Raw genomic sequence first — 26,746 nt, forward strand, 5'->3', positions numbered from 1 at the left:
CGCGCCGCCGAGCACGGCGACGGCTGGATCCCCTGGCTGGTGACCAGCGAGGACCTGCCCGGCTGCATCGCCTACATGAAGAGCCTGCCCGCCTACGAGGCCAAGGCGGACCGCTTCGAGATCCTCGTCACCACCACCGCCTACAAGGTCGACGACTACTCCCATGCCGAACGCGGCCAGACCCAGATCGCCAGCGACCGCGACGGCGTGCTGCGCGAGATCGAGGCGCTGCAGAAAGCCGGCGCGACTTCGGTGCAGGTGATGCCGCCGCGCCACGACACCCTCGAGCAGACCCTCGAATGGATCGAGTGGTACGACGACGAGATCATCCCCCGCTTCCGCTGACGGGCGCCGCCCCCCTTTTTCGAGGATCCACGCATGACCGAAGAACTGCGCCATCTGCAATTCCGCATCGAGGACAATGTCGGCATCATCACGCTGAACCGGCCCGACAAGCTCAACGCGCTGAGCTGGGAGCTGGTCGAGGAACTCGCCGCGCTGCTGCGCCGCCTGCGCTACGTCGACGAGGTGCGCTGCATCCTGCTGCACGGTGCCGGCCGCTCGTTCTGCGCCGGCGGCGACGTGGACTGGATCGCCGGCGACAGCGATCGCCCGATGCCGGGCACCTCCGACCCCTCGCGGCCGATTCCGCGCTCGCAGCGCATGACGCCGGGCGGCCCCTTCATGGACGTCACCCGCCAGATGGTGGCGGTGGACAAGCCGATCGTCGCCGCCCTCCACGGCCACGCGGTCGGCGCCGGCCTGGCCTATGCCATGGTGTGCGACCGCCGCTTCGCCGACGCCACGACCAAGATGTCGGCGATCTTCACCAACGTCGGCGTGGCGCCCGACTGCGGCCTGTCCTGGTTCCTGCCGCGCATCGTCGGCCTGCCCACGGCGCTGATGATGGTCGAGAGCGGCAGGACCTTCGGCGCCGAGGAATGCAAGGCGCTGGGCCTCGTCGACGAGCTGGTGCCGGCGGGCGAGAGCTTCGCGGCGGCCTTCGAGTACGCGCGCACCCTGGCCAGCCGCGCCAGCGTCGCCGTCTGCATGGCACGCCGCATGGTGCTGATGGGGCAGACCGCCACGCTGGAGCAGATCCTCGACTACGAAGGCATCGCCGGCGTCATCGTGGCCTCGACCCTCGACGCGAAGGAAGGCACCCAGTCCTTCCTCGAACGCCGCAAGCCGGCTTACCGCGGCATCTAGACCCACCTGCCGCCGCAATGGCAGCCAACCGGAAAGCTCCTCGATGAAACCGATCTCACTGCGCGCCGCAGCGGCCCTGGCCGGCTGCTGCACCATCCTGCTCACCAGCGTTCCCGCCGCCGGCGGCGGCGGGAACGAAGCCGCCAGCCTCGCCGAGCTGCAGCGGCAGGTCCGCGAACTGCGCGACATCGAAGCGATCAAGCGCGTCAAGCACGCCTATTTCCGCGCCATCGACAGCGCCGATCTGGCGCTGCTGGGCAGCCTGCTCGACCCCGGGGTGGAAGTGCACTTCATCGGCGGCGACTACGAATGGCGCCTGCAGGGGCGCGACGAATATGTCGAGGCCATCGGGCGCAACTTCAATTCCGAGGTGATCGCCCAGCACAACGGCCACCATCCCGAGATCACCGTGCTCAGCGAGACCGAGGCCGAAGGCATCTGGTACCTCCACGACAACTTCTACAACCTGAGCACCAGGCTGTTCACCACCGGCAGCGCCTTCTACCACGACCGCTATCGCAAGGTGGACGGCCAGTGGCGGATCGCCGCGACGCGCTACACCCGCCACTACGAGATCGTCACCCCGCTCGAGGACCTGCCCAAGGTCACCGTGCATTACCTGGGCAAGCATGGCCGGGTGGTCGATCGCCACTGCCACACCGACGCCCTGTGCCGCGACGCCGAATAGCCCCCGGCCGCGCGCCGGCGGTTCACATGTATGGGTGATGCGAGCGCGGCACGCAGCCCGTATCGTCGGCCACATGCATCGAACCGGCCTGCGCCAGAGATGAAACCATGAAACCGGCTCCCTTCGACTACCATGCGCCCGCGACCATCGACGAGGCCGTCGCCCTGCTGGCCCGCCTCGACGGCGAAGGCCGCGACGCCAAGATCCTCGCCGGCGGGCAGAGCCTGATGCCGATGCTCGCGCTGCGCGTCGCACGGCCCGAAATCCTGGTCGACCTGCGCCGCCTGGGCACGCTGGACTACATCCGAGACGAGGCCGGCACCCTGGCCATCGGCGCCATGACGAGCAAACAGGCCGCCGCCGATTCCGCCCTGGTCAGGCGCGCCCAGCCCCTGTTCCAGGCCGCCACCGAACTCGTCGGCCACCGCCAGATCCGCAACCGCGGCAGTGTCGGCGGCTCGTTCGCGCACGCCGACCCGGCCTCCGAGTACCCGGCCGTCGCCCTCGTGCTCGACACCGGGTTCGAAGCAGCCGGGCCGGACGGCAGCCGGACCATTGCCGCGGCCGACTTCTTCATCACCTACATGACCACCGCCCTCGAACCGACCGAGATCCTGACCGCGGTGCGCTTCGCGCCCTTCCCGGCGGGTCGGCGCTGGGCCATCGAGGAATTCGCGCGGCGCAACGGCGACCTCGCGCTGGCAGGCGTCACCGTCACCTTCGACGTCGACGCCGGACTGTGCCGCAACGTGCGCATCGCCGCATTCGGCGTCCAGGCCACCGCGCTGCGCCTCACGGCGGCGGAAGCGCTGCTCGAAGGCCGCCCGGCGCAGGCCGCGCAGTTCGACGCGGCGAGCAAGGAAGCCGCCGCCGCGCTCGACGATCCGATGAGCTGCATCCACGCCTCGTCCGCCTACCGCCGCCACCTGGTCGGCGTGCTCACCGCCCGGGCGCTGGGCCAGGCAGCGGCGCGCCCGCACTGAATCCACGCGAGAGGACAAGCATGCCGAACAAGCAACGCGTCGAAGTCCGGGTGAATGGCACCCGATACGTCCGCGAGGTGGAGCCGCGCCTGACGCTGGCCGACTTCCTGCGCCACGAACTGAACCTGGGCGGAACCCACGTCGGCTGCGAGCACGGCATCTGCGGCGCCTGCACCGTACTGGTCGACGAGCGCAGCGCGCGCGCCTGCCTGACGCTGGCGGTGCAGGCCGACGGCTGCGGGATCACCACCGTCGAAGGCCTGCGCGACCCCTCGAGCGGCGCGCTCCATCCGATCCAGCAGGCCTTCGTGGACGGCCACGGCCTGCAGTGCGGCTTCTGTACCCCGGGATTCATGATGACCACGCTCGAACTGCTGCGCTGCACGCCCGACCCGAGCGAAGAGCAGATCAAGGAAGCCCTCGGCGGCAACCTGTGCCGCTGCACCGGCTACCAGTCGATTCTCGACTCCGTGAAACTGGCCGCGCAGCGGATGAAGCCGTCGACGCCGGCCTGAGCCGGCTCCTTCGTTCCACAGCGCAAACCACCAAGGCGACGACACCATGGCAATCGAGATTCCCACCCTGCCCGAACAGATGCCCAACGATGCATCGCGCTATGTCGGCAAGGCGGTGAACCGTGTCGAAGATCCGGCACTGGTATCGGGCACGGTCGAGTTCATCGACAACTTTTCCCTGCCCGGCATGCTGCACTGCGCCATCCTGCGCAGCCCGCATCCGCACGCCCGCATCCTGTCGGTGAAGGTCGACGCCGCGCTGGCCGCCGAAGGCGTCGCCGCCGTGCTCACCGGCGAAGATGTCGGGCGCTGGTGCAACCCCTGTTTCACCGCCCCCGAGGGCTGGGGCAACTACTGCCTGGCGGTCGGCAAGGTGCGCTTCGTCGGCGAGCCGGTCGTGGCCGTCGCCGCAAGCAGCCGCTACCTCGCCGAGGATGCCCTCGAACTGGTCGACATCGAGTACGAACTCCTGCCGCCGGTCGCCGACGCCGGGCAGGCGATGGCGAGCGGCGCCCCGCTCGTCTTCGAGGAACGCGGCACCAACGTCATGCTCGACCGCACTTACACCTGGGGCGAGCTCGAGCGCGTCTTCGCCGAGGCCGACCGCGTGGTCAGCCGGCGCTTCCGCTGGAACCGGGTCGGTGCGAACCCCACCGAGACTTTCGGCTGCGTCTGCCGCTGGGACCTCGCCGACAACAGCCTGGTCTGCCACGGTGCCTACCAGACGCCCCGCTTCATGGCCATCGGCCGCGCCGCCTCGCTCAATCTGCCGGTCAACCGCGTGCGCATCGTCACCCATCCGCAGGGCGGCGGCTTCGGCGGCAAGGGCGGCCCGCGCGGCACCGACATCGCCGCGCTGCTGTCGCGCAAGTCGGGCGGGCGGCCGGTGAAGTACATCGAGGACCGCATGGAATACCTGCTCGCCGGCGGCGGGCAGTCCTGGGACCGCCATTACGACGCGGCGCTGGCGGTCAAGGCCGACGGCACCGTCACCGGCTTTCGCGTGCGCCTGGTCGACGACCAGGGCGCGGGCGCCGAAGGCTACGGCACCATCTCCGCCGCCAAGCCGCTGGCCGCATTCACCGGCAACTACCGCATCGAGGCCGCCGGCTACGAGCTGACCCTGGTCGCCACCAACCGCGCGCCGACCTACCCCTACCGCGGCTACGGCCCCCCGCCGCACAACCTGGTCCTCGAATCGCTGATGGACTGCACCGCCCGCGAAATGGGCATCGACCCGGCCGAACTGCGCCGGCGCAACTACATCCGCCCGGAGCAGTTCCCCTACACCGTGCCGAGCGGCAACGAGTACGACAGCGGCGACTACCACGCGGTCCTCGACCGCGTGCTGCAGATGGCCGACTACGACGCCCTGCGTGCCTTCCAGGCCGAAGCGCGCGCCGCAGGCCGCCTGGTGGGGATCGGCGTCGTCAATACGGTGGAACCGGGCGTGTTCGACTGGAACGCCTACGCGACCGTGGGCGTTCCCGGCGTCGGCGTGCCGGAAGGGGTCAAGGTCGCCGTCGACCTGTTCGGCGGCGTGACGGTGGCGGTCGGCTTCAGCCTGCAAGGCCAGGGGCAGTTCACCGTGGCCTCGCAGGTCGCCGCCGACTACTTCGGCATCGACATCGCACAGGTGCGCGTCGCCACCACGCCCTCGGACGTCGCCGTCCCCCACTTCGGGCAGGGCGGCAGCCGCCTCGGCGTCGCCGTCACCGGCGCCATCCTGGGTGCCTGCGAGAAGCTCAGGGCGATGTTCTGCACGGTCGCCGCGCATGTCATGCAGGCGCCCGAAGGCGGCGTCGAGCTGCGCAACGGCTGCCTGCGCCGCATCGACGCCCCCGAACACTCGATGTCGCTGGCCGAGATCGCCGGGCTGATGCTGTCGCGCAGCGACCTGCTGCCGCCAGGCATCGAGCCCTGCCCGGAAGCGACCTACGTATGGACCGCGCCCAACCGCAACGCGCCGGACGACCAGGGCCGCTGCCGCAGCTACCTGACCGCAGCCAACGCCACCCACGTCGCCGTGATCGAGATCGACCGCGACACCGGCCGCAGCGCCATCCTCGACTACTTCATCGTCGACGACTGCGGCACCCGCCTCAACCCGGCCAACGTGGAAGGCCAGCTGCAGGGCGGCGTCGCCCAAGGCGTGGGCGCGGCGCTGTACGAGGAATACGTCTACGACGCCGACTGCCAGCCGCTGGTGAGCACCTTTGTCGACTACCTGATGCCGACCATCCACGAAGTGCCGATGACGAAGAAGGACCACATCGTCACCCCTTCGCCGGTGTCGCCGCTGGGCGCCAAGGGCTGCGGCGAAGGCGCGATCCATACCACTCCGGCCACGATCCTGTGCGCGATCAACGATGCGCTCGCGCCGCTGGGCAAGGAACTGCTCGAGACCCCCGCTTCGCCGCACCGCGTCTGGAAGCTGCTGCACGAGGATGGCGCCGCGGCCTGAGCAAGGCGGCCGGACTGGCCAACTGAACGAAAGGAAACACGAAATGAGCCGCACCGACCTGTCTGCCGGGCCCCTCTCCGGCCTGCGCGTACTCGACCTGTCCACCATGCTGGCCGGCCCCTACGGCGCGACCCTGCTGGGCGACCTCGGCGCCGACGTCATCAAGCTGGAATCGCCCTACGGCGACGAGAGCCGCCACCTCGGCCCCAAGCGCGGCGAGGAACGCGGCCCCTACCTGAGCCTGAACCGCAGCAAGCGCGGCTTCGTGCTCGACCTGCAGCAGGCCGATGCGCAGGCGGTGTTCGCCCGCCTGGCCGCCACCGCGGACATCCTCATCACCAACATCCGCGAACCGGCGCTGAGCAAGCTCGGCCTCGCCTACGAGCAGGTCCGCGAGCACAGGCCCGACATCATCTGGATCCGCGTCACCGCCTTCGGCACCGACGGTCCCTACGCCGGCCGCCCCGGCATCGACTTCCTCGCCCAGGGCTACACCGGCGTGCTGACGCTGAACGGCGAACCGGACGGCGCCCCGGTGCGCACCGGCTTCCCGGCAGTGGACGTGATGACCTCGCTGCTCGTCAGCAACGCCGCGCTGGCCGCGCTGCGCGCGCGCGAGCTCAACGGCGAGGGCCAGCGCATCGAGATCTCGCTGCTCGACGCGCTGATGCATGCGCAGGCAAGCTCGATCGGCACCTACCTCGCCACCGGCGACCGCCCCAAGCGCACCGGCAACCGCAGCCTCTACTTCGCCCCCTCCGGCGTCTACCCGACGCGCGACGGCAGGCACGTGGTCATCACCACGCCGGGCGAGAAGTTCTTCGCCAAGGTCTGCCGCGCGCTGGAAACCGACTGGGACAGCGACCCGCGCTTCCACGACATCCACGCCCGCCTCGCCCACGAGGACGAACTCGACGCCGCCATCGCCGAGCACACCCGCCGCTTCGACCGTGACGATCTGGTGGCCAGGCTGGTCGCCGCCGACGTGCTCACCGCGCCGATCAACGAAGTCGAGGACGTGGTGAAGGACCCGCAGATCCTGCACAACCGCATGATCGTCCCGGTCGAACACCCCGAGCTCGGCCGCCTCGACGTCACCGGCATCCCGGTGCATTTCTACGGCACGCCCTGCGAAGTGCGCAAGCACCCGCCGATGCAGGGCGAACATACCCGCGAACTGCTCGCCGAACTGGGCTATGCCGGAAACGAGATCGACGCGCTGATCGCGCAGGGGCTCGCCGCCGATACCGCCGAACTGCGGCGCCAGAGGGATGCGCGGCGGGCGGAGAGAGCCACGGCGGCGCAAGCTTGAGGCGGACTGGCGGGCGACCGCGGGAAAAGCCTGGACCCCGATCGTTCAGCGCATCGTGCCGAAAAACTCGGCGTTGCTCTTGGTGGCCTTCATCCGCGTCAGCAGGAATTCGACCGCTTCGAGGTCGTCCATGCCGTGCAGCAGACGGCGCAGGATCCACATCTTCTGCAGTTGGTCGGGCGGCACGAGCAGCTCCTCCCGCCGGGTGCCGGAACGATTGACGTTGATCGCCGGATACACCCGCTTTTCCGCCAGGCGGCGGTCGAGGTGGAGCTCCATGTTGCCGGTACCCTTGAATTCCTCATAGACCACGTCGTCCATGCGGCTGCCGGTGTCGACCAGCGCGGTGGCGATGATGGTCAGCGAGCCGCCCTCTTCGATGTTGCGCGCGGCGCCGAAGAAGCGCTTGGGTTTTTGCAGCGCGTTCGAATCCACGCCGCCGGTGAGGATCTTGCCGGATGCGGGCGCAACGGTGTTGTAGGCGCGCGCCAGCCGCGTCAGCGAGTCGAGCAGGATGACGACGTCGCGCTTGTGCTCGGTGAGGCGCTTGGCTTTCTCGATCACCATCTCGGCGACCTGGACGTGGCGGCTGGCGGGTTCGTCGAAAGTGGAGGCGATGACTTCACCCTTGATCGAGCGCTGCATCTCGGTCACTTCCTCGGGGCGCTCGTCGATCAGCAGCACGATCAACACCACGTCCGGCTGGTTGGCCACGATCGAATGGGCGATGTGCTGCAGCATGATCGTCTTGCCGCTCTTGGGCGGAGCGACGAGCAGGCCGCGCTGGCCCTTGCCGATCGGCGCGATGAGATCGATGACCCGGCTGGTGAGGTTCTCCTCGCCGCGGATGTCGCGCTCGAGCCTGAAGCACTCCTGCGGATGCAGCGGCGTCAGGTTCTCGAACAGGATCTTGCCCTTGCACTCGGCCGGCGGGCGGCCGTTGATCGCATCGATGCGCTCGAGGGCGAAGTTGCGCTCTCCGGCCCGGGGGACGCGGATGATCCCTTCGACGGTGTCCCCGGTGCGCAGGTTGAAACGCCGGACCATCGAAGGCGAGATGTAGATGTCGTCCTGGCCGGTCAGGTAGGATGAGTCGGCCAGGCGCAGGAAGCCGAAGCCGTCGGGCATCAGCTCGAGGGTGCCGTCGCCATGGATCGGCCCGCCGCTGCGCGCGTGGAGGCGCAACAGGGCAAACACGAGATCCTGCTTGCGCAGGCGCTGCGCGCCTTCCACACCCTGCACCTGCGCCATCGCCAGCAGTTCGGAGACGTGCAGGGACTTGAGCTCGGACAAATGGAGCGGCGGACCGGTGTTGACGTCCGCCCCTGCGGACGCCTCGGTCTCGATCGGCTCGGGCAGGTCGTATTCGTACCCCTCGCCGGCGGGGCCTCCGGCATCATGCCGGGCAGGGTTGCGGCCGTTCTTCCTGGGGCCGTTGGAGGAGTGGGAGCCGTTGCGGCGCCCACGTGCAGGATTCTTCGAGCGCGGCTTGGCGGCGGGTCTGGGGGTATCGGTCACTCTGAAATACCGTGAAAAGGAATCGAACGGGCGGCTGCGAACTCCGTACAGCGGAGCACCCGCGCGCCGCCTGCAGCCTTTCGGGCCGCGGACTACGCATGGGTCCAGCCAGAGATGTCGCCTGACGAGAAAACCCCGCAGGCCGGAGCAGCACCGTGACCACGATGCCAGGCACCACGCTCATCGGTTCAACGCCGGAGCCCTCTTCCGCATCACTCAGGACACGGCCCGGCGAAAGCATTCCGGACGCACGGCGATGGCCTGGCCCGGTGGCCGGTCTACGGGGCGATTCAATGCGGCATGGCCTGCGCGATTCGGTCTGCGCCAGCCGTGGTTCCGCCGCTCCAACAGTGGAACCCGCATCATACCATCGTCGACGGCGCGGGCCGGGCATGATTCGGCCACGCCCCTCCCCCGATGCTTCCGCCCCCCGCCTGAGCAGGCCTTTTCCCGTTTCATGGTCTATGGTCAGACGAGAAGCCGGCGCAGATGCGGCTCCGGCAGACTTCGCACCGCCGCTGCAGACCGGATGAGGGAGGAAGGCATGGCGAAACCCGGCGACGCCCGCCCCGTGTTCCTGGATCTCTTCCGGATCCGCTTTCCGATCGGTGCGATCGCATCGATCCTCCACCGGGCCTCCGGCGTCCTGCTCTTCCTCGCCCTGCCACCGCTGGCACTCGGACTGGAGATGTCGCTGCGTGGCGAGGCGCAGTTCGAGGCCCTGCGCAGCTTGCTGCCGGCACCGTGGCGGATCGTGATCGGCACGATCCTGGCGTGGGCAGCAACGCACCACCTGCTCGCCGGCATCCGCCACCTGCTGATGGACGTCGGCGTCGGCAGCGCGCTCGGTACGGCACGTGCCAGCGCCCGCGCGGTGCTGGCGATTGCGCTGCTCGCCGCCCTGTTCGCGGCCTGGCGGGGGCTGTCATGAGACTGTTCCGCGGCCAGCGCGCCTGGCTGGTGCAGCGCATCAGCGCGCTGCTGGTGCTGGCCCTGCTCGCGGCGGGCGGCCTGGCGCTGCTGCTCGGCCCGCCGCTCGACCATGCGCGCTGGCACGCGCTCGCCACCGGCGTCCACGGCGGCCCGCTGATCATGCTGCTGTTCGCGGCGCTGTGTGCGCACGCCTGGGTCGGCATGCGCGACATCGTGCTCGACTACGTGCAGCCGCGCGCCCTTCGCCTGTCCGTGCTGACGCTGGTCGCGCTCGTCCTGTTCGCGGTGCTCGTGCGCGTGCTGCTGACGCTCGCCGCCCATTTCGCCCCGCCTGGCTGAGCGCCCGCGCGCAGGAGACGACATGAAGCTCTCGATCTACCGCTTCAACCCCGAAACCGACGACAGGCCGCGCATGCAGGCCTACGAGATCGAGCCCGAGGCTGGCGACAAGAAGCTGCTCGACGTGTTGATGCGCCTGCGCACCGTCGACGACAGCCTGTCCTTCCGCCGCTCCTGCCGCGAGGGCGTGTGCGGCTCCGACGCCATGAACATCAACGGCCGCAACGGCCTCGCCTGCCTGACCGCGCTGGCCGGGCTGAAAGAGCCGGTGGTGCTGCGCCCCCTGCCCGGCTTTCCGGTGATCCGCGACCTGATCGTCGACATGACGCAGTTCTTCGCCCACTACCACGCGATCAAGCCCTACCTGATCAACGACGGCCCACCGCCCGAGCGCGAGCACCTGCAGACGCCCGAGCAGCGCGCCCGCCTCGACGGCCTCTACGAATGCATCCTGTGCGCCTGCTGCAGCGCGTTCTGCCCGTCCTACTGGTGGAATCCCGACAAGTTCATCGGCCCCTCGGGGCTTCTGCAGGCCTACCGCTTCATCGCCGACAGCCGCGACACCGCCACCGCCGAGCGCCTGGACTACCTCGACGACGTCTACCGCCTGTACCGCTGCCGCACGATCATGAACTGCACCGAGGTCTGCCCGAAGGGCCTGAGCCCCTCGCACGCGATCGAGCGCATCCGCCTGGCGCTGCTGCAGCGTTCGTCCTGAGCCGGCCGGCGGGCGTCAGCCCTGCTTCATGGCCTGCACGACGTCGGCCCAGTGGCGGGGATCGGGGCAGCGGTTGTGCGTGATGCTGACGCTGTCGGCGATGCCGTCCAGGCGCGCGCGCAGCTTGCCCGGGATCTCGTGGCGCTCGCCGACGACGGCGATCTCGTCGAGGATCGCGTCGTCGATCACGGCCGTCATGTCGTCCCAGCGCCCCTGCTTGGAGAGCCGGTTGAGTTCGGTATGGACTTCGTTCCAGCCATGGCAGGCCAGCGTGGGGACGTAGGCGGGGGTGGAGCCGTAGAAGGCCAGCTGCTTGCGCGCCGCCAGCCGGGACGCGGCGAAGGCTTCTTCCGTGTCGGCGGTCACCACCAGCGTCGCGCACATCACCTCGATGTCGCGCCGCGTGCGTCCGGACCTGAGCAGGCCGTCCTGCAACGCGGGCAGCGTGTTCTCGAGCAGGGAGCGGCGCGTGTTGAACGGATGGGCGATGAAGCCGTCGGCCGTCTCGCCGGCCACCGCCGTCATCCGGGGGCCGAAGCCGCCGGTGAAGATCGGCGGCGGGCCATACGGGTTGGGGCCGGGGTCGAAGGCCGGAATCATGATCGTGTGGTGGTAGAACCTGCCCTCGAAACGAAGCGGCGCCCTGCCCTCCCAGCAATCCCAGATGGCCTTGATCGCCCGCACGATCTCCGCCATCCGCTCCGCCGGGTGGGACCACACGCTGCTGAAGCGCTTCTCGATGTGGGGCTTGACCTGCGACCCCAGCCCCAGCACGAAGCGGCCACCGCTGATGGACTGCATGTCATGGCCGAGGTTGGCCAGGTTCATCGGATTGCGCGCGAAAGCGACGGCGATGGCCGTGCCCAGGCGCAGCGTACTCGTATGCTCGGCCGCTACCGCCAGCGACAGGAAAGGGTCGTGCTTGGCCTCGAAGGAAAAACCGCCGTCGTAGCCGATGTCCTCCAGTTCCTTGTAGATCGTGCGCGCCCGGCGGGGATCTTCCAGGGGAGCGGTGGTGTAGACCTTCATGTCGCATGCCTCGGGCAGGTGGTGGGGAGCCTAGATGCCGGCGCGGCGAGCGCGCCGGCTGGCATCGGCGCATTTCCACGCCAGCGGGATCGCCAGCAGCGACACCGCCGCCGCCAACTGGCCGACGCTGTCGAAGCCGGCCAGGCGGCCGCCGGCGTCGATGTCGATCATCAGCCCGGCGGCGAGCGCACCCACGCCCATGCTGAGCTGGGTGACGACGCCGTTGATCATCATGAAGCCGCCGCGGTGCTCGGCGCGCGGCAGTTCCGACAGCAGCGCCAGCGCCGGAATCCAGCGCCCATAGACGGTGAGGAAGAAAGCCGCGCCCAGCGCCACCGCGAGCCACGCCGGCAGCAGCGCGGCATGCGTCGTCTGCAGGATCACCACGATCGACAGCAGCGTGGCGGCGACGAAGACTTCGAAGCGGCCGTGGCGGTCGGCGAGACGGCCGACCAGCGGCGAGGTGAACAGGCTGAGCGCGCCGGCGACGAGGTAGACGAGCGGCAACTGCGCATCGCCGATGCCGACGTTGCCGACCCAGAACGGCGCGAAGTAGGCGCCGACCGCGTAGGCCGAGCCACTCACCGTGACTGTCAGCAGCAAGGCGGGCGACAGCGCCAGCAAGGCCTTGCCGCCCGCCCCCGCCGCCGGCGACGCCGGCCGCGCGGGCAGGCGGGGTACGCGGCGCCGGATACCCAGCGCGACCGGCAGCGCCAGCAGCAGCAGCGCGCCGAAGGCCAGCCGCCAGTCCAGCGCCGAGGCGATCGCCAGGCCGAGCGGCACGCCGACGACCGAGGCCAGCGCATGCCCGGTCATCACCGTGCCCAGCGCCGCCGCCCGCCCTTCGAGCGGCACGCAGTCGGCGACCGTGGCCTGGATCAGCGACGACAGCACGCCGCCGCAGGCGCCGGCCAGCACGCGCGCGGCGAGCAGCGCCGGCAGCGACGGCGCCAGCGCGGTGAGCAGCAGCGCCAGCGCGAAGCCGCCATAGACGGCGAGCAGCAGCGCGCGGCGCTCGAAGCGGTGGATGACGGCGCCCAGCACCAGGCCGGCGGCGCCGGCGCCCAGCGTATACAGGAAGACGAGCTGGCCGAGGGCGGCCGGCGGCAGGCCCAGCGTGCGCAGCAGCTGCGGCGCCAGCGGCATGACGATCATGAAATCCACCAGATGGGTCATGTGCACCCATCTCAACACATTGGTCAGGCGACGTGCCGCTCCCGCATCGCCCGCCGCTGGCTCAAGTGCCGGCACCGGCCGGCGTCACCGACAGCACGTCGTCCGGCGCCCAGTACGCCCGCATGCTGGTCACTTTCAGCGTCGGGTCGAATTCGAGCACCTCGATCACCGCGATGCACATTTCCCCCTGCGGCGTATCGACGCGAACATTGAATGCCATCGCTGCGGCCAGCCCATGCGAGGCGCGGATCGGCGTCACCAGTTCGATCCGGGCACGCGCGGCAACCGCCCGGTCGTAAAATCCGGCGATTGCCGCGCGTCCGCGCACCGGCTCGCTGCCGACCGGATCTTCCACCGTGGCGTCCTCGGCGTAATGCCTGACGATGCGTTTCACATCTCCCGCATCGAGCCCATCGATGATGTCCTGCACGATTCGTCGCATCTCCTGCGCTGTGTCGATATCCACATCCCTCTCCTGGCTGTGCGTCCGGCGGCGGTTCAGGCCGGAGCCTTGATGATGTACTGGCTGGTCTGCACGACGTCGAGCTTGTCGAAGTCGATGAAGCGCGCGCAGCTCTCGCGCATCGAGGCCTGGTTGCGCTGGTATCTGGCCTCGTCGCCGGCAGCATCGTAGAAGGCCCGGATGTCACCGAAGGCCGCCGGCGGGAAACCTTCCTCGACGATCGCGTCATAGCGCGGAGCATCGAAGCTCAAGGCGCGCCCGACCACGTTCTGCACGTACAGGAAGGTGTCCTGGGTATCGATCGCCACCTGCGTGTGGGATTCGAGCCAGATGTCGAGCCAGGCCTCGCGCGCCACCCGCGGCGGGCGGCGGAACAGTGCGATCTGGATGAAGCCCGGCGTGCGCTCGCCCGGCGCGGCCGGGAAGCGCGTGTTGCGCATGGGCTGGGATTCGCTCACCGCATAGCTTGCCACCCGCCCGCCGAGGCTGCCGACGGCCTCGTCGAAAGGCGCACGCGAGGCGCGGTTGGCCGAATCCACCCACACCGAGATGAAGGCCTCCATCTGCGGCGCGCAGGAACGGAAGGCCGGCGCGGCGCCCCGCGCCGCCTCGTCGGCGACGTTGACGGCCACGCCGAGCGCACCGCGCTCGACGAGCAGCGGTCCCACTTCCTCCCGCACCCGCCGGCAGAAACCCGCCGGATCCTCGCGCGGATCGCGCCACAGCGCATGGACGATCTTCTCCATCAGTTCGCCTTGGGCACGCGCTTGGTCGGCTCGATCCCGGTCAGGCGCGCGAGGTTGAGGCGGAGGATGTTGGCCTTGTCCTGCTCGGTGAGCTGGGCGTAGCCCCACTTCTGCTGCAGCTCCTCGGGCATGTCGAAATGGCGGATGTAGTCGGTGACGCGCCCCAGGTCGTCGAACGGCAGGTCGAAGCCGAGCACGATCTTCTCCGACGTCATCCACTGCAGCGCGGTGCCGATGGCGTGGTAGCCGCGGTAGGGCGCGCGCTGGTACCAGCCGATGATGCCGGAGATGCTCATGTACAGGTTCTTGTGCTTGCCGCACAGGCCGACCAGCAGCTCGGTGTCGGGCCAGCCGGCGTGGTAGGCGATGATCTTCAGGTCGGGGAAGTCGAGCAGCACCTCGTCGAGCTGGCCGACCGCGCAGTGGTTGTTCGGCTGCGGGCAGACGTAGCTCATGCCGGTGTGGATGGTGAGCGGTACCCCCAGTTCCTGCGCCTTCTCGTAGAACGGCCACAGGCGGCGGTCGTTGAGCGGGCCGTCGTCTTCGGGCGTATACAGCTTGCACAGGCGCGCGCCGCGCTCCTTGGCCAGGTACTCGAGCTCCCAGTTGGCGTGCTTGATGCCGCGCTTGATCACCGGGCCGACGTTGGCCTCGAGGTACATGCGCTCCGGATAGGGCTCGATCTGCTGCAGCATGAAGCCGTTGGTCGACATCGACACCGTGCCGCCGGTGATGTCCATCATCGGCTCGCGCAGGCAGAAGGCCACGTCAACGTTGGCCTGGTCCATGTGCTTGATGAGTTCGCTGGCGATCGGTGCCGGCCACTCGCTGTCGAGGTCGCGTCCCGCCCAGGCGCGCAGCACGCCGTTTACGCTGTCGTGGAAATGCTGCATTCCGGGGTAGTAGCCGATCTCGCTCATGGTCTGCAGGTTCATGAAGTGGAACTCGGTCATCGCGACGAAATAGTCCTTCTCAGCCATGCTCGCTTCTCCTTTGGTGATGGTGTTGCGCCGGTCCGGCTCAGCGTCCGGTGAATTCGGGCTTGCGCTTGGCGGCGAAGGCGCGCGGCCCTTCCTGCGCGTCGTCGGACGCGAACACGCGGGCCGACATCGTCTTCTCGAGCACGAAGGCGGGTTCGTTGTTGAGCGCGCGCACCGCGATCTCCTTCGCCGTGCGCACCGCCAGCGGGCCGTTGTCGCAGATCCGTTGTGCATAGGCGAGCGCCTCGTCCATGAGCTTGTCCGCAGGCACGACCTTGTTGATCAGACCGACCTCGCAGGCGCGCTGGGCGTCGATGGTGTTGCCGGTGAGCAGCAGTTCCATCGCGATCGCCCATGGCACCTGCTGCGGCAGCCGGATGTGCGAGCCGCCCGCCGGCACCACGCCCCAGCGCACTTCCGCAAGGCCGAACTTCACATGCCCGGCGGCGATACGGATGTCGGTGCCGAGCATGAATTCCAGCCCGCCGGCCACGCACATGCCGTTGACCGCGGTGATGATCGGCTTGAAGTTGCGCTGGAAGGGCCGCTTGGCGGGATCCTCGTAGCCGAGCGCGTCGCCTTCGTTGAGCGCCGGCAGGGCGACCTTGAGGTCGAGGCCGGTGCAGAAGGCCCGCTCGCCGGCGCCGGTGAAGATCGCCACCCGCAGCGCGGGATCGGCCTCGAAATCGTCGAAGGCGGCTTCCAGGCCGATGAGCATTTCCTTGGTCAGCGAGTTCATCGCCTCGGGACGGTTCATGGTGATGACCGCGATCGGGCCGCGTTTCTCGTAGATCACGCTTTCGGGCAGCTTCGGTTCCATCCTTCCTCCTGTGTTCGTTCCTTGCCGGCCGCAGGGCTGCGGCCCGTGCTCAAACCTCGCTGCGCCTGAAGCAGGGCAGATACAGCTCGTCGGTGACGCGGCTGAAGGCGACCTCGACCGCCATGCCGATCGACAGTTCGTCCGGCGCGCAGTCGAGTACCCTGCTCAGCATCCTCACGCCCTCGTCGAGTTCGACGATCACCGGCGCGTAGGGCGCATCCCCGGCGAAAGCCGGATGCAGCGGGCGCTCCACCACGGTCCACGAAAACACCTTGCCACGGCCGCTGGAACCTTCCCACACCCATTTGGGTGAACCGCAATGCGCGCACAGCTCGCGCGGCACGTGGCGGTAGCGGCCGCAGCCGCTGCAGCGCTGGAAGCGCAGTTCGCCCTGCGCGCCCCAGCGATAGAATTCACCCGCCAGCCCCTCCAGGGCGGGCAGGGGCTTGCCTCGATCGGCGCTTGCTGCATCCATGTTCATATCGACCTCTCTTGCCCTCAGCGCCGCAGGATGGCGATGCTGCCGTCACCGAAATCCCCCCAGCCGGTGACCACGCCGATCTCCGCGCCGGCCACCTGGCGCGCCTCCGCCTGACCGCGCAGCTGCCGGACCGCCTCGACGACGTGGGCGATGCCGAGCACGTGGGCCTGCGACAGCAGGCCGCCGTGGGTGTTGACGGGCAGCCTCCCGCCGAGCTCGATGCCGCCGTCCTCGACGAAAGCACCGCCCTCGCCGCGGGCGCAGAAACCCGCCTCCTCGAGCTGCTGGATCACCTCGAAGGTGAAGCAGTCGTAGATCTGGGCGAAATCGACGTCCGCCGGCCCCACTCCGGCCATGCGGAAGGCTTCGGGTGCGGCCGTCGTCAGGCCGATGCGGTGGAAGTCGGGGCGGCCGCAGATCTCGTCCGCCGGATAGGGCTGGCTGGCCGCCGCGCCCATGATGAACACCGGGTCCCGGCGCAGGTCGCGCGCCCGCTCCGCGCTGGTGACGACGAAGGCGGCGGCGCCGTCGGTTTCCAGGCTGCAGTCGAACAGCCGGTAGGGCGACGAGATCATCGGCGAGGCGAGATACTGCTCCATCGTCAGCGGCTTGCCATGCATCAGCGCCGCCGGATTGAGCTGGGCGTGGCGGCGCATCGCGATCGCCACCGCGCCGAGCTGCTTCTCGGTGGTGCCGAATTCATGCATGTGGCGGCGCGCCATCAAGGCATACCACTGCGGCGGCGCGGTGAGCCCGAACGGCAGGTAGAAGTCGCGCGCGATGCCGCCGCCCGGGATCGAGTTCACGTCGTTGGCGGCGGTTTCGCGCACGCGCGCGCCGGAGAATCCGTTCCAGCCGCCGGGCACCAGCACGTGGTCGGCGACGCCGGTGGCGACCGCCATCGCCGCCGCGCGCAGCGAGGCGACCGGCGCCGCGCCGCCCATGTGCAGGGTGGCGGCGAAGCGCAGGCTGGTGCAGCCGAGTTCGGCAGCGAAGGCTTCGGCCTTGCCGACGTTGGGAAAGGGCATGATGCCGTCGATGTCGGCCGGCTTCAGACCGGCATCCTCGATCGCGGCCAGCGCCGCCCTGAGCTGGATGCCCATCTCCGACAGCCCGGAACCGGGCTTGCGGCAGAAGGGCGTTTCGCCGACGCCGACGATGCAGGCCTTGTCGCGCAGCATTTCCCGCTGCATGCCCCGCCGCATGTCCTACTCCCCGGCCGCCGGCGCGGCGCCGTCGGCGAGGTAGGCATCGAGCAGCGCCTGCCGCATGCCGGCCTCGCGCTCGCGCAGGCGCCAGAAGTCAGGCCGGCGCTTGGCGAGGAAGGCCGCGCCGCCTTCCTTGCCTTCGGGCATGTCGAACCAGTCGGGGTACATCGCCGCCGAAGTTGCGCAGGACTCGCGGTAGCCCTCCATCTCCTGGTCGAACGCGGCCTTGAGCACTTCCAGGCAGCCCGGGCTCTTCTCCAGCAGTTCGGCGCACCAGCGGTCGACTTCGGCCTCCAGTTCGTCGAGCGCCACCACGGTGTTGACCAGGCCCATCTCCAGCGCCTGCTCCGCCTTGTACTTGCGGCACAGCATCCACATCTCGCGCGCTTTCTTGGCGCCGACCACCTTGGTCAGATAGGGCACGAAGAAGCCATCGGCCGGCGACGAGACGCGCGGCCCGGCCTGACCGAACACCGCGTCGTCGGCGGCGATGGTGAAGTCGCAGCAGTAGGCCATGTGGTTGTGGCCGGCGATGCAGTAGCCCTGCACCTGCGCGATCACCGGCTTGCGCGACAGGCGGATCAGGCGGTTGTGCGGATAGCGGTTGTAGAAGGCCTCGCGCAGGCCCCAGCGCTCCCACTCCACGTCGCCGCCGGCACCGAAGTGCCTGCCCTTGCCGGCGATGACGATGACGCCCGTCATCGGATCGTGGTTGGCGTCGTAGAAGGCGCGGAACATCTCGTCCACCGTCGCCAGCGTCAGCGTGTTCATCCTGTCGGGCTTGTTCAGCGACACGCGGGCGATGCCGCCGCCCGAGGGCAGGTGCTGCTTCTTCTCGTAGATGATCTCGGCGAAGTCGTCGAGACCTTCCCCTTCAACCTGCTTCCAGTCGCTCCATGCGGCCATGCCGCCATCCTCGCGTGTACTCATGACTGTCGTTTCCCTGCTGTTGATCCTGCGCCCTGCCGCCGCATCGGCGGCGCCCGGGAAACACCGGTTCGTCCGCGGCCGCCTGGGCCGGGCCCTTCGGCAAGCCCGGGGCTGGCGGACTGGTCCGGCATGTCCCTCAGGGGATCGCACCCCTGGCCTTCATCGCCTCGATCTCGTCCCACTCGTAGCCGAGCAGTTCCATCATCACCAGTTCGGTGTCCTGGCCGAGCTGCGGCCCGAGGCAGCGGATCTCGCCGGGGGTCCGGGACAGGGTGACGGGCAGGCCACGCACGTCCACTTCGCGCTGCACCTCCTCGCACCAGGTCTTCATGAAGTAGCCGTTGCGCCAGGCCTGCTCGTCGCGGATCACGTCGGCGAGGTTGTTGACCGGGCTCGCGGCCAGCCCCTCGCGGCCGAAAGCCGCCATCAGCTCCGCGTGGCCGAGGCCCAGGGTGCGCTGCTCGATCGCTTCGATGAGCGCCTCGTTGTGCCGGCGCCGCCCGTCCGCGTCCGCGAAGCGCGCATCGGCCGCCAGATCGGTGCCGCCCAGCGCACGGCACAGCGCCGCCCAGCGCGCGTCCTCGTTGGGCTCGCACAGGAACACCCATTTCCCGGCCGTCGGGTAGAGATTCCACAGCGGGTTGTCGACCTGCTTGCGCGACTGCTGCAGCGAGACCGATTCCTTGCCCGCCAGATAGGACTGCAGGAAAGGCGCGGCGAGGAAAAGCTGGGCGCCGTAGAGCGAGGCATCGAGGCACTGGCCGCGCCCGGTACGCCTGCGCTGGTACAAGGCCAGCACGATGCCGAGCGCCGACATGATGCCGCCGTAGGCATCCCCCGAGCCCATGCCGAGGTAGATCGGCGGCTCGCCGGGTTCGCCCAGCCGGGCCATGATTCCGGTCAGGGCCTGCACCGTCATGTCGAAGGAGGGCTTGGAGACGTCGCCCAGGCGGCCGTAGCCGGTGTTAGTGGCGTAGATGATGTCCGGCCTGATCGCCTTTAGCCTGTCGTACGACAGCCCCCAGGCGTCGAGCATGGACGGCGCGAGATTGGACAGGAACACATCCGACTCGGCGACCAGGCGGTACATGATCTCGCGCCCGCCCTCGGTCTTGAGGTCGATCGCCACGCTCTTCTTGTTGCGGTTGATGACCAGGAAGTACTGGTTCCAGTCACCGATCTCCAGCGACTTGATCGAGCGCACCCCGCGCGCCTGGTCGCCGCCCTGGGGCCGCTCGATCTTGATCACCTCGGCGCCGAAGTCGGCCAGGTACTGGGCCGAGACCGGCCCCTGGAACCAGACCGTCAGATCGAGGACGCGGATGCCTTCCAATGCCCGTGCCATGGCACTCTCCTTGTGCTGCCTTCAAGCCACCACGCCTGCGCTGCGGCAGGCGTGGATGGCGTCTTCCGAATAGCCGAGCAGGTCGCGCAGGACCTGCGAAGTGTGCTGGCCGATGCAGGGCGCGAGGCGGTCGAGGCGCGCCGTGCCCTCGCTGAGGAAAACCGGGAAGCCCAGGCTCTTCACCGTGCCGAAGCTGGGGTGTTCCAGTTCGAGGATGTAGCGGTTGGCGCGTGCCTGCGGATCGGCGGCCGGGTAGTCGAAACGTTCGATGACGTCGGCCGACAGCTGCTTTTCCATGAACACCCGGCGCCAGTCGCCGCCCGGCCGGGTGGCGAAGGCGGCCTCGAGCGCGTGGATGAGTTCGAGCCGCCGGGATTCGGTGCGCTTGTCGTGGGTGTCGAAGCGCGCATCGTCGGCGGCGATGCCGACCGCGGCCGAGAACACCGGCCACCAGCGGTCGGTATCGGGCATGGTCAGCGTGACCCAGCGCCCGTCCGCGCTGCGGTACAGCGCGCCCGACATCGGGTTCGACACGTCCAGCCGCGAGATCGGGTTGAGCAGCCGGTCGCCCTTGCCGATGGCGAGGAAGGCCTGGATGTCGAGCGCGGCGCCGTACATGTTGGCGCCGAACAGCGACACGTCCACCGCCTGCCCCTCGCCCGAGGCGGCGCGGTGCAGCAGCGCGGTCACCACCCCGAAGGCCAGCATCGCGGTCGAGTGCATGGCGCCGGCGCCGGTATACACCGGCGGCTGCCCGGGCTGCGGCAGGATAGGCATCATCCCGGTGCGGGCGGCGGCCAGTTCGTCGATCGGCGGCAGCCCGCTGTCCGGCCCCTGCGGCCCGAACCCGGACAGCCGGCCGAACACGATGTCGGCGCGCAGGGCGCTGGCCCCGGCATGGTCGATTCCCAGCGCCGCGAGTTCGGGCACGCTCCAGTCGGTCAGCAGCACGTCCGCCTTCGCCACCAGTTCGTGGAGCAGCGCCCTGCCCTGCCCGCTGCGCACATCGAGGGCAAGGCTTTCCTTGTTGCGGTGGATGAGGTCGGCTTCGTGGTTCCAGCCGGCGGCCGTGCGCGCCGCTTCCTGCGGCAGCGGCTCGAGGCGCACCACGCGCGCGCCGAAGTCGCCCAGGAAGGCAGCCCCCAGGGATGTACAGAACAAGCGTGTCAGGTCGATCACGACCACGTCGTCGAGAGGACGATCCATCTCTGTTTCCTCGTTCGATTCGCCGCATACGCCGCCGTCGGGCGCTGCAGCGCAAGCCTTCAGACGGCTCCGGGCGGCCCGGCCCCTGCTGCACCATCGGCGTGCCGCAACAACAATTGCTGGAAGCGAGTCTAGTACCGGCGTCGTCGCGCAATGACTTCGCGATTGGCTCAAATGCGGCCGTTGGAACATCAAAAACGGCCCTTCGCGGAAGTAATCCGAATGAGTGATGCGCCGGCAGGAAGGGCATGGAAGTCTCCCGTTGCGGCGCCGCCGTCGGTGCCGAGCCACAGAACCAAAGGGGAATGGGATGCCCATCAGGAAAAAAGAACGAGGAGACAAGGTGCAACCGGCAATCGCCTTTTCACCGCTGGCACTGGCAATCGGTCTGGCCGCTGCGCCCGCAGCCCATGCCGGAGCGACGATCGATCTCGGCGAAGACACCAGCCTGGCCTATTCGGTGACGCTCTCGCACACGATGTCGAGCCGGCTGAAGAAGGCGGCGCGCGAATACCTCGCCGATCCGAACTACGACGACGGCACGCGCAACTTCGACCGCGGCAGCCTCATCACCAATCGCACCAACGTCCTGGGCGAACTGCGCCTGCGCCATGACAATCTCGGCGCGATGCTGCGCGCATCGACCTTCTACGATTCGGCCTACCGCAACGGCAACGACAACGACTCGCCGGCCACCGTCAACAAGATCGGCCCCCACGACGAGTTCACCGCCACCACCCGCCGCGACAGCGGCCGCTCCTCGCGCATTCTCGACGCCTACGTCTATGGCAACTGGGCGCTGGGCGAGCAGCAGTACCTGTCGGTGAAGGCCGGGCGCCATGTGCTGGCCTGGGGCGAGAGCATGTTCTGGCCGAACATCAGCCAGGGCCAGGCGCCGGTCGACGCCACCGTCTTCAACGTGCCGGGCACCGAAGCCAAGGAAGGCTATCTGCCGGTCGGCCAGCTGTCGGCGTCATTCACGCTGAACGACCAGTTGACCCTGACCGGCTTCTATCAGTACGAATGGGAGAAGACCCGGCTCAATCCGGTCGGCGACTACTTCGCTTCCGACTTCTTCGGCCCGGGTGCGCAGTTCTACCGGCTCGCCTCCGGGGTGATCACGTCGCTGCCGGACAATACCTACACCGCGGTCAACTTCGCTGGTGAGATCAAGCCGCGCGACTCCGGCCAGTGGGGCCTGGGCGCACGCTACCAGGTCAGCGACGCCACCGAACTGGGCCTGTACCACTACCGCTACCATGACCGCGTCGGCGCGATGTTCTTCGATTTCAGCGGCGATACGACCTACTCGTCGTTCTCCCGTTTCGGCCGCCGCGCCTCGCCCGGCAGCGCGCCCTCTTACAAGCTCGCCTATTTCGACGACATCGAGCTGACCGGCATCAGCCTCAGCTCCAAGATCGGCGACGCGGTGCAGTTCGCCGGCGAACTGAGCTACCGCGACAACGCCCCGGTCTATGTGATGACCCCGCTCGGCGCCGCACCTGCCCGCGGCAGCTACTTCCAGGGCAACGTGAACGCGGTCTACATGCTCGGACCGTCGAAGCTGGCACACCAGACCACGCTGATGGGCGAGATCGTGCATCAGCGCATCCACAAGGTCGATGATCTTGCGATCACCACGGGCGGCTTCGACATCGGACGCTACGGCGACTACACCTACGAGGGCCAGACACGCGGCTCGACGCTGGTCGGCCTGGGCGCGCTCTTCGACTATCCGTCCGTCTTCCCGGGCTGGGACCTGGCCACCAAGGTGATCTGGACCCAGAACGTCGCCGGCAGCGCCTTCAGCGGCATGGGCCGCGACGAGAAGCGGCTGACGCTGGGTGCCGAATTCAAGTACCTGGGCAATTTCAGCATCGGCCTGACATACGTCGGCTATTTCGGCTCGCCGAGCATCGCCGAGGGCCGCACGATGGCCGACCGCGACTACGTCTCGCTGAGCGCGAAATACACCTTCTGATCCCGATGAAACGGAACAAGGAATCGAACATGAAACCCAAATTCATCGGCCTGGCGGTCGCCACAGCGCTCGCCCTGCCGTTCGCCGCCGGTAGCGCGCATGCGAAAGCCACGGCAGACGAGATCGCCCGCCTCGGCAAGGATCTGAACTGCATCGGCGCCGAGAAGGCCGGCAATGCCGACGGCTCGATCCCCGAATGGAGCGGCAAATGGCTCGGCGTGCCGCCGCACGTGGACTTCAAGGGCACCGGCAGGCATCCGATCGACCCCTATGCCGGCGAAAAACCACTGTTCGAGATCAACGCGAAGAATGTCGCCCAATATGCGACACGCCTCTCCGAAGGCCAGAAGGCGCTGTTCGCGAAGTATCCCGACACCTTCCGCATGCCGGTCTATCCGACCCACCGTGACTTCCGCTACCCGGACGCGGTGTGCGAATCCACCCGCCGCAACGCTGCCGAAGCCGAACTGCTCGACGGCGGCATGGGCGTCCATGCCTACACCAACGGCGTCATGTTCCCGTTTCCGCAGAGCGGCCTCGAACTGCTGTGGAACATCACCGTCCCCTACCGCGCCCACACCGAGGAGCTGGTTTCGGACAACGCCTACGTCATCGCCAACGGCAGCATCAACTGGGGCCGGGTGAAGTCGCGCAACATGGGGCCGAGCCACAAGCCGGGCATGATCGAGCCGGTCGGCGAACGCGCCGCCTCGTGGTACCTGAACGAAACCCTGCTCCCCGAGCGCGACCGCGGCGAAGTCAATACCGGCGTCGAGTTCTACAATTACAAGAAGCAGCCCCGCCAGAGCTGGCGCTACGATCCCGGCACCCGGCGCGTGCGGCAGTCGCCCGGCTACGGCTTCGACATGTCCTTCCCCGGCACCGGCGGCTCGATCACGGTGGACGAAGTGCGGATCTGGAACGGCTCGCCGGAACGCTACGACTGGACCATCCTCGGCAAGCAGGAGATCTACATCCCCTTCCACGCCTGGCGTGTCCATGCGCCCGACATCAAGTATGCCGATCTGCTGATGAAGGGCCATGCCAACCCGGACTACATGCGCTATGAACTGCGCCGCGTCTGGGTGCTCGAAGGCAAGCTGAAGGAAGGCCTGCGCCACCTGTACGGCAAGCGCGTGATGTACATCGACGCCGACACCATGTTCCCGGTCATGGCGGACAACTACGACGCCCGCGGCGAATTGTGGCGGACTTCGATGCTCAACCACTTCTATGCCTACGAGATGAACACCTGGCAGGCGGGCGCGGGCTTCTACCACGACCTCAACGCCGGTACCTATCTCGGCTTCAACCTGATCAACGAGCAGCCGAACGCCTATCGCCTGAACGAGGACAGGATCAGCGAACGCGACTTCGGCCCCGAAGCGGCACGCCGTATCGGCCAGTAGCCCTCGCAACCCCCGGCACAAGGCCGGGGGAACCTTCTCTCCCTTGCGGCCTGCGCTCACCGTCCGGTGGCGCAGGTTTTTTTCGTCGGGCCGTCCCAAGGCAAAAACAGCCCCCTCGGGGGGCAGCGACCCGCGCAGCGGCGGAGCGTGGGGGCCCTTTTTCGCCGGCAGACGGGGAGTGCGCAGCGTGTCGACAAGAAACGGCCACCGTTGCCGGTGGCCGCCATCTGCCCTCTTCCCCGCTCCAGGTGTCACCCGGGAGAAATCGTCCGGCGCTACACCATCATGCCGACGTTCGCGCCATGGCGCGTCGCTTCCGCCAGGCGGCGCGGCACCCAGGCCGAACCGGCAAGCAGGATTTTCGGGATGCTGCCGTCTTCCTGCAGGCGGTAGTACAGCTCGGGCTGCTGCACGGCGCCATAGACCAGCACGACGCTGTCGAAGCCCTGCTCGCGGTAGCTCTGCCCGCCCCAGGACGAGACGAATTCGAGCGTGTCGCCACTCACCGCCTTCAGCACCCGGTTCGGGTGCACCTTCACGCCACAGCTTTCCATGCGCTTCAGCACCATGCCGATCGAATAGCGCGCGACCTCGGTCGCCAGATGCACGGACTTGTGGAAGACCTCCACCTGCTTGCCCTGCGCGGCGAGGTATTCGGCGACGCAGGGTGTCTGGTAGTAGTCCTCCTGCGACACCACCGCCACCCGCTTGCCGGTGGCGGCCTTGCCGAGCAGGACGTCCCAGCCCTGCACCACCTGGGGCTGGTCGATGCCCGGCACGTCGTCGGGCAGGCGCGGCAGCGCGCCGGTGGCGACGACCACCGCCTGCGGCTGCATCGATCTGACGAGGTCGAGGTCGGCGCGGGTGTTCAGGCGCACGTCGACGCCGAGGCGTTCGAGGGCGTTTTCCTCGAAATACACCTGATCCTCGAAGGAATCCCGTCCGGGCGCACGCGCGGCGATCAGCAGTTGGCCGCCGAGGCGCCTGCCCTGCTCCAACAGCGTCACCCGGTGGCCGCGCATGGCCGCCACGCGGGCCGCCTCGCAGCCGGCCGCGCCGCCGCCGACGACGACGACGTGGCCTGGCCGGTCGGCAGGCCGGAAGGTGGCCGCCCAGTGCAGCTCGTTGCCGATCTCCGGGTTGATCGAACAGGTCGGCGCATACGGGATGGTGAGCGGCTCGGACGCTTCGTCGATGCAGCGGGTGCAGGCGATGCAGCGCCGGATCTCGCCGAGACGGCCTTCGCGCGCCTTGTTGGCGAATTCGGGATCGGCGATGCCTGCCCTGACCATGCCGACCAGGTCGCAGAAGCCGCCCTTGAGCAGTTCCTCGGCGAGCACCGGGTCATTGATGCGGCCGGTGAACAGCACGGCGACCTTGCGCTCCAGCTCGGCGAGGTCGGAGCGCGCCGCCTTGCCGAACTCGCGGTATTCCGCATGCGGATGGTAGGACGAGGGCACATAGGACGGCGCCCCCCAGCAGTGTCCCACGTCCAGGTCGACGAAATCGAGCAGCCCGGTCTCGGCGATGTAGTACAGCATCTCGCGCAATTCCAGGTTGTCGTAGCCGCCGTCGCGGGACTCCTGGCCGTTGATGCGGATGCCGAGCGCGAGCCTGTCGCCGACGCGCGCACGCACGCGCCGGAGCGCCTCGACGACGAAGCGGATGCGCTCGCGCGGCCCGCCGCCCCAGCGGTCGGTGCGCCGGTTCGTCGCCGGCGACAGGAAGCTGTAGCCCACGGTCTCGTGCGCACAGTGGATCTCCACGCCGTCGGCACCGCTGTTCATCGCCGCCTCGGCGGCATCGGCGTAAGTGTCGAGCAGGAACCCGATCTCGCTTTCGCCGAGCACGTGCGGGGTGTAGTCCTGCGCACCGACCACCGGCACTGCCGAAGGCGCCCACAGCGCATTCAGGTGGGTGAGCTGGACCACGACCACCGCACCGCTGGCGTGGATCTCATCGACGAAGCGCGTCCAGCCCTCGATGAAGGCGGGATTCCGGTAGGCGGCGAAATGGCTGCCGAAGCCGCCGCGCAGCGACACCTCGTCCGGCGCGCCTTCCGGGAAGGGCACATCCAGCAGCCAGGTCTCGCTGCCGATCCAGCCGGTGCCGCCTTTGGCCTTGGCGCCGTGGTGAGCGATGAAATGCTCGTCGATCAGGCCCGGCGCGCGCGAGGAATTGATCGTGTTGGTGGTTTCACAGATCCGGTTGGGCACCCGCATCGGGCCGACCTGGAGCGGTGAGAACAGGTGTTCGAACTTCACGTTGGTCATGGGCGTCTCCCCTGGCTTTA

25 protein-coding genes are annotated in these 26,746 nt (G+C 68.6%); 12 read left to right on the forward strand and 13 right to left on the reverse strand.

Translation table 11 applies throughout. The features are described 5' to 3' along the window. The 7 genes from TBU01S_RS14450 to TBU01S_RS14480 all read left to right on the forward strand — a co-directional run. Positions 1 to 345: LLM class oxidoreductase (locus tag TBU01S_RS14450; protein WP_157659156.1), on the forward strand; the 345-nt coding region annotated here is incomplete at its 5' end. Positions 346 to 378: 33 nt separating this feature from the next. After that, positions 379 to 1,209: an enoyl-CoA hydratase/isomerase family protein gene (locus tag TBU01S_RS14455; RefSeq protein ID WP_068637369.1), complete on the forward strand. Its 831-nt coding sequence runs from the start codon at positions 379 to 381 to the stop codon at positions 1,207 to 1,209. Between the two features lie 43 nt (positions 1,210 to 1,252). After that, the gene (locus TBU01S_RS14460) at positions 1,253 to 1,897 is read left to right on the forward strand and encodes a nuclear transport factor 2 family protein (protein WP_068637371.1); all 645 of its coding nucleotides are present in this window, start codon (positions 1,253 to 1,255) and stop codon (positions 1,895 to 1,897) included. A 107-nt stretch (positions 1,898 to 2,004) separates the two neighbouring features. Beyond that, the gene (locus tag TBU01S_RS14465; protein ID WP_068637373.1) at positions 2,005 to 2,880 is read left to right on the forward strand and encodes an FAD binding domain-containing protein; all 876 of its coding nucleotides are present in this window, start codon (positions 2,005 to 2,007) and stop codon (positions 2,878 to 2,880) included. Between the two features lie 20 nt (positions 2,881 to 2,900). Beyond that, a complete protein-coding gene (locus TBU01S_RS14470) occupies positions 2,901 to 3,395 on the forward strand; it encodes a (2Fe-2S)-binding protein (RefSeq protein ID WP_068637375.1) in 495 nt (164 codons plus the stop codon). 46 nt (positions 3,396 to 3,441) lie between these two features. Beyond that, on the forward strand, positions 3,442 to 5,859 hold the full coding sequence (locus tag TBU01S_RS14475) for a xanthine dehydrogenase family protein molybdopterin-binding subunit (RefSeq protein WP_068637377.1): 2,418 nt from the start codon (positions 3,442 to 3,444) through the stop codon (positions 5,857 to 5,859). 43 nt (positions 5,860 to 5,902) lie between these two features. Continuing rightward, complete coding sequence (locus TBU01S_RS14480; RefSeq protein WP_068637379.1) at positions 5,903 to 7,171, forward strand: CaiB/BaiF CoA transferase family protein; 1,269 nt, start codon at positions 5,903 to 5,905, stop codon at positions 7,169 to 7,171. 45 nt (positions 7,172 to 7,216) lie between these two features. On the opposite strand, the gene rho is transcribed toward TBU01S_RS14480, so the two are convergent. Beyond that, complete coding sequence (gene rho / locus TBU01S_RS14485; RefSeq protein WP_369404214.1) at positions 7,217 to 8,518, reverse strand: transcription termination factor Rho; 1,302 nt, start codon at positions 8,516 to 8,518, stop codon at positions 7,217 to 7,219. A 715-nt stretch (positions 8,519 to 9,233) separates the two neighbouring features. Between rho and sdhC the strand changes: the two genes are divergently transcribed. Genes sdhC through TBU01S_RS14500 form a run of 3 tightly spaced genes read left to right on the forward strand, consistent with a single transcriptional unit; the run spans position 9,234 to position 10,679 of the window. Beyond that, on the forward strand, positions 9,234 to 9,620 hold the full coding sequence (gene sdhC / locus TBU01S_RS14490) for a succinate dehydrogenase, cytochrome b556 subunit (protein WP_068637381.1): 387 nt from the start codon (positions 9,234 to 9,236) through the stop codon (positions 9,618 to 9,620). Then, the gene (gene sdhD / locus TBU01S_RS14495; RefSeq protein ID WP_068637383.1) at positions 9,617 to 9,961 is read left to right on the forward strand and encodes a succinate dehydrogenase, hydrophobic membrane anchor protein; all 345 of its coding nucleotides are present in this window, start codon (positions 9,617 to 9,619) and stop codon (positions 9,959 to 9,961) included. The genes sdhC and sdhD overlap by 4 nt, the downstream gene beginning before the upstream one ends. A gap of 22 nt (positions 9,962 to 9,983) precedes the next feature. Beyond that, positions 9,984 to 10,679 carry a succinate dehydrogenase iron-sulfur subunit gene (locus TBU01S_RS14500; RefSeq protein ID WP_068637385.1) on the forward strand — a complete coding sequence of 232 codons (696 nt, stop codon included), beginning with the start codon at positions 9,984 to 9,986 and terminating at the stop codon, positions 10,677 to 10,679. Positions 10,680 to 10,694: 15 nt separating this feature from the next. Here TBU01S_RS14500 and TBU01S_RS14505 read toward each other — a convergent pair whose 3' ends face one another. The 11 genes from TBU01S_RS14505 to TBU01S_RS14555 form a co-directional block, all read right to left on the reverse strand. Then, positions 10,695 to 11,708 (reverse strand): TIGR03617 family F420-dependent LLM class oxidoreductase, encoded by a 1,014-nt coding sequence (locus TBU01S_RS14505; protein ID WP_068637387.1) that lies wholly within the window; start codon positions 11,706 to 11,708, stop codon positions 10,695 to 10,697. A 30-nt stretch (positions 11,709 to 11,738) separates the two neighbouring features. Next, positions 11,739 to 12,884 (reverse strand): MFS transporter, encoded by a 1,146-nt coding sequence (locus TBU01S_RS14510; protein ID WP_068637388.1) that lies wholly within the window; start codon positions 12,882 to 12,884, stop codon positions 11,739 to 11,741. Positions 12,885 to 12,945: 61 nt separating this feature from the next. Continuing rightward, entirely contained in the window at positions 12,946 to 13,350 is a 405-nt protein-coding gene (locus TBU01S_RS14515; RefSeq protein ID WP_068637392.1) for a nuclear transport factor 2 family protein, read from the reverse strand. 32 nt (positions 13,351 to 13,382) lie between these two features. Beyond that, positions 13,383 to 14,093, reverse strand: coding sequence for an EthD domain-containing protein (locus TBU01S_RS14520; RefSeq protein ID WP_068637394.1), 711 nt, complete (start codon positions 14,091 to 14,093; stop codon positions 13,383 to 13,385). After that, positions 14,093 to 15,073 carry an amidohydrolase family protein gene (locus TBU01S_RS14525; protein ID WP_068637396.1) on the reverse strand — a complete coding sequence of 327 codons (981 nt, stop codon included), beginning with the start codon at positions 15,071 to 15,073 and terminating at the stop codon, positions 14,093 to 14,095. Before TBU01S_RS14525 ends, TBU01S_RS14520 begins: the two co-directional genes overlap by 1 nt. Before the next feature lie 40 nt (positions 15,074 to 15,113). Beyond that, positions 15,114 to 15,893 carry an enoyl-CoA hydratase/isomerase family protein gene (locus TBU01S_RS14530; RefSeq protein ID WP_068637398.1) on the reverse strand — a complete coding sequence of 260 codons (780 nt, stop codon included), beginning with the start codon at positions 15,891 to 15,893 and terminating at the stop codon, positions 15,114 to 15,116. Positions 15,894 to 15,942: 49 nt separating this feature from the next. After that, positions 15,943 to 16,368, reverse strand: a complete 426-nt coding sequence (locus tag TBU01S_RS14535) for a Zn-ribbon domain-containing OB-fold protein (protein WP_068637445.1) — start codon at positions 16,366 to 16,368, stop codon at positions 15,943 to 15,945. Positions 16,369 to 16,391: 23 nt separating this feature from the next. Further along, positions 16,392 to 17,579 (reverse strand): thiolase C-terminal domain-containing protein, encoded by a 1,188-nt coding sequence (locus tag TBU01S_RS14540; RefSeq protein WP_245650928.1) that lies wholly within the window; start codon positions 17,577 to 17,579, stop codon positions 16,392 to 16,394. Positions 17,580 to 17,582: 3 nt separating this feature from the next. Continuing rightward, the gene (locus TBU01S_RS14545) at positions 17,583 to 18,512 is read right to left on the reverse strand and encodes an enoyl-CoA hydratase-related protein (protein WP_068637399.1); all 930 of its coding nucleotides are present in this window, start codon (positions 18,510 to 18,512) and stop codon (positions 17,583 to 17,585) included. A gap of 136 nt (positions 18,513 to 18,648) precedes the next feature. After that, complete coding sequence (locus tag TBU01S_RS14550; protein WP_068637401.1) at positions 18,649 to 19,857, reverse strand: CaiB/BaiF CoA transferase family protein; 1,209 nt, start codon at positions 19,855 to 19,857, stop codon at positions 18,649 to 18,651. 21 nt (positions 19,858 to 19,878) lie between these two features. Further along, the gene (locus TBU01S_RS14555) at positions 19,879 to 21,063 is read right to left on the reverse strand and encodes a CaiB/BaiF CoA transferase family protein (protein WP_068637403.1); all 1,185 of its coding nucleotides are present in this window, start codon (positions 21,061 to 21,063) and stop codon (positions 19,879 to 19,881) included. A 343-nt stretch (positions 21,064 to 21,406) separates the two neighbouring features. Between TBU01S_RS14555 and TBU01S_RS14560 the strand changes: the two genes are divergently transcribed. Then, the gene (locus TBU01S_RS14560) at positions 21,407 to 23,044 is read left to right on the forward strand and encodes a DUF1302 domain-containing protein (RefSeq protein WP_245650929.1); all 1,638 of its coding nucleotides are present in this window, start codon (positions 21,407 to 21,409) and stop codon (positions 23,042 to 23,044) included. Positions 23,045 to 23,073: 29 nt separating this feature from the next. Further along, the gene (locus TBU01S_RS14565; protein WP_068637407.1) at positions 23,074 to 24,453 is read left to right on the forward strand and encodes a DUF1329 domain-containing protein; all 1,380 of its coding nucleotides are present in this window, start codon (positions 23,074 to 23,076) and stop codon (positions 24,451 to 24,453) included. 275 nt (positions 24,454 to 24,728) lie between these two features. On the opposite strand, the gene TBU01S_RS14570 is transcribed toward TBU01S_RS14565, so the two are convergent. After that, positions 24,729 to 26,726, reverse strand: a complete 1,998-nt coding sequence (locus tag TBU01S_RS14570; RefSeq protein ID WP_068637408.1) for an oxidoreductase — start codon at positions 26,724 to 26,726, stop codon at positions 24,729 to 24,731. Positions 26,727 to 26,746: the final 20 nt, after the last annotated feature.

It is taken from the genome of Thauera butanivorans NBRC 103042 (assembly GCF_001591165.1).
Classification (GTDB): domain Bacteria; phylum Pseudomonadota; class Gammaproteobacteria; order Burkholderiales; family Rhodocyclaceae; genus Thauera; species Thauera butanivorans.

Excerpts from the sequence above, each read along its gene's own strand:
- TBU01S_RS14455 (WP_068637369.1), top strand. The coding sequence starts at position 379 with ATGACCGAAGAACTGCGCCATCTGCAATTCCGCATCGAGGACAATGTC.
- TBU01S_RS14460 (WP_068637371.1), top strand. The coding sequence starts at position 1,253 with ATGAAACCGATCTCACTGCGCGCCGCAGCGGCCCTGGCCGGCTGCTGC.
- TBU01S_RS14465 (WP_068637373.1), top strand. The coding sequence starts at position 2,005 with ATGAAACCGGCTCCCTTCGACTACCATGCGCCCGCGACCATCGACGAG.
- TBU01S_RS14470 (WP_068637375.1), top strand. The coding sequence starts at position 2,901 with ATGCCGAACAAGCAACGCGTCGAAGTCCGGGTGAATGGCACCCGATAC.
- TBU01S_RS14475 (WP_068637377.1), top strand. The coding sequence starts at position 3,442 with ATGGCAATCGAGATTCCCACCCTGCCCGAACAGATGCCCAACGATGCA.
- TBU01S_RS14480 (WP_068637379.1), top strand. The coding sequence starts at position 5,903 with ATGAGCCGCACCGACCTGTCTGCCGGGCCCCTCTCCGGCCTGCGCGTA.
- sdhC (WP_068637381.1), top strand. The coding sequence starts at position 9,234 with ATGGCGAAACCCGGCGACGCCCGCCCCGTGTTCCTGGATCTCTTCCGG.
- sdhD (WP_068637383.1), top strand. The coding sequence starts at position 9,617 with ATGAGACTGTTCCGCGGCCAGCGCGCCTGGCTGGTGCAGCGCATCAGC.
- TBU01S_RS14500 (WP_068637385.1), top strand. The coding sequence starts at position 9,984 with ATGAAGCTCTCGATCTACCGCTTCAACCCCGAAACCGACGACAGGCCG.
- TBU01S_RS14505 (WP_068637387.1), bottom strand. The coding sequence starts at position 11,708 with ATGAAGGTCTACACCACCGCTCCCCTGGAAGATCCCCGCCGGGCGCGC.
- TBU01S_RS14510 (WP_068637388.1), bottom strand. The coding sequence starts at position 12,884 with ATGACCCATCTGGTGGATTTCATGATCGTCATGCCGCTGGCGCCGCAG.
- TBU01S_RS14520 (WP_068637394.1), bottom strand. The coding sequence starts at position 14,093 with ATGGAGAAGATCGTCCATGCGCTGTGGCGCGATCCGCGCGAGGATCCG.
- TBU01S_RS14525 (WP_068637396.1), bottom strand. The coding sequence starts at position 15,073 with ATGGCTGAGAAGGACTATTTCGTCGCGATGACCGAGTTCCACTTCATG.
- TBU01S_RS14530 (WP_068637398.1), bottom strand. The coding sequence starts at position 15,893 with ATGGAACCGAAGCTGCCCGAAAGCGTGATCTACGAGAAACGCGGCCCG.
- TBU01S_RS14535 (WP_068637445.1), bottom strand. The coding sequence starts at position 16,368 with ATGGATGCAGCAAGCGCCGATCGAGGCAAGCCCCTGCCCGCCCTGGAG.
- TBU01S_RS14540 (WP_245650928.1), bottom strand. The coding sequence starts at position 17,579 with ATGCGGCGGGGCATGCAGCGGGAAATGCTGCGCGACAAGGCCTGCATC.
- TBU01S_RS14545 (WP_068637399.1), bottom strand. The coding sequence starts at position 18,512 with ATGAGTACACGCGAGGATGGCGGCATGGCCGCATGGAGCGACTGGAAG.
- TBU01S_RS14550 (WP_068637401.1), bottom strand. The coding sequence starts at position 19,857 with ATGGCACGGGCATTGGAAGGCATCCGCGTCCTCGATCTGACGGTCTGG.
- TBU01S_RS14555 (WP_068637403.1), bottom strand. The coding sequence starts at position 21,063 with ATGGATCGTCCTCTCGACGACGTGGTCGTGATCGACCTGACACGCTTG.
- TBU01S_RS14565 (WP_068637407.1), top strand. The coding sequence starts at position 23,074 with ATGAAACCCAAATTCATCGGCCTGGCGGTCGCCACAGCGCTCGCCCTG.
- TBU01S_RS14570 (WP_068637408.1), bottom strand. The coding sequence starts at position 26,726 with ATGACCAACGTGAAGTTCGAACACCTGTTCTCACCGCTCCAGGTCGGC.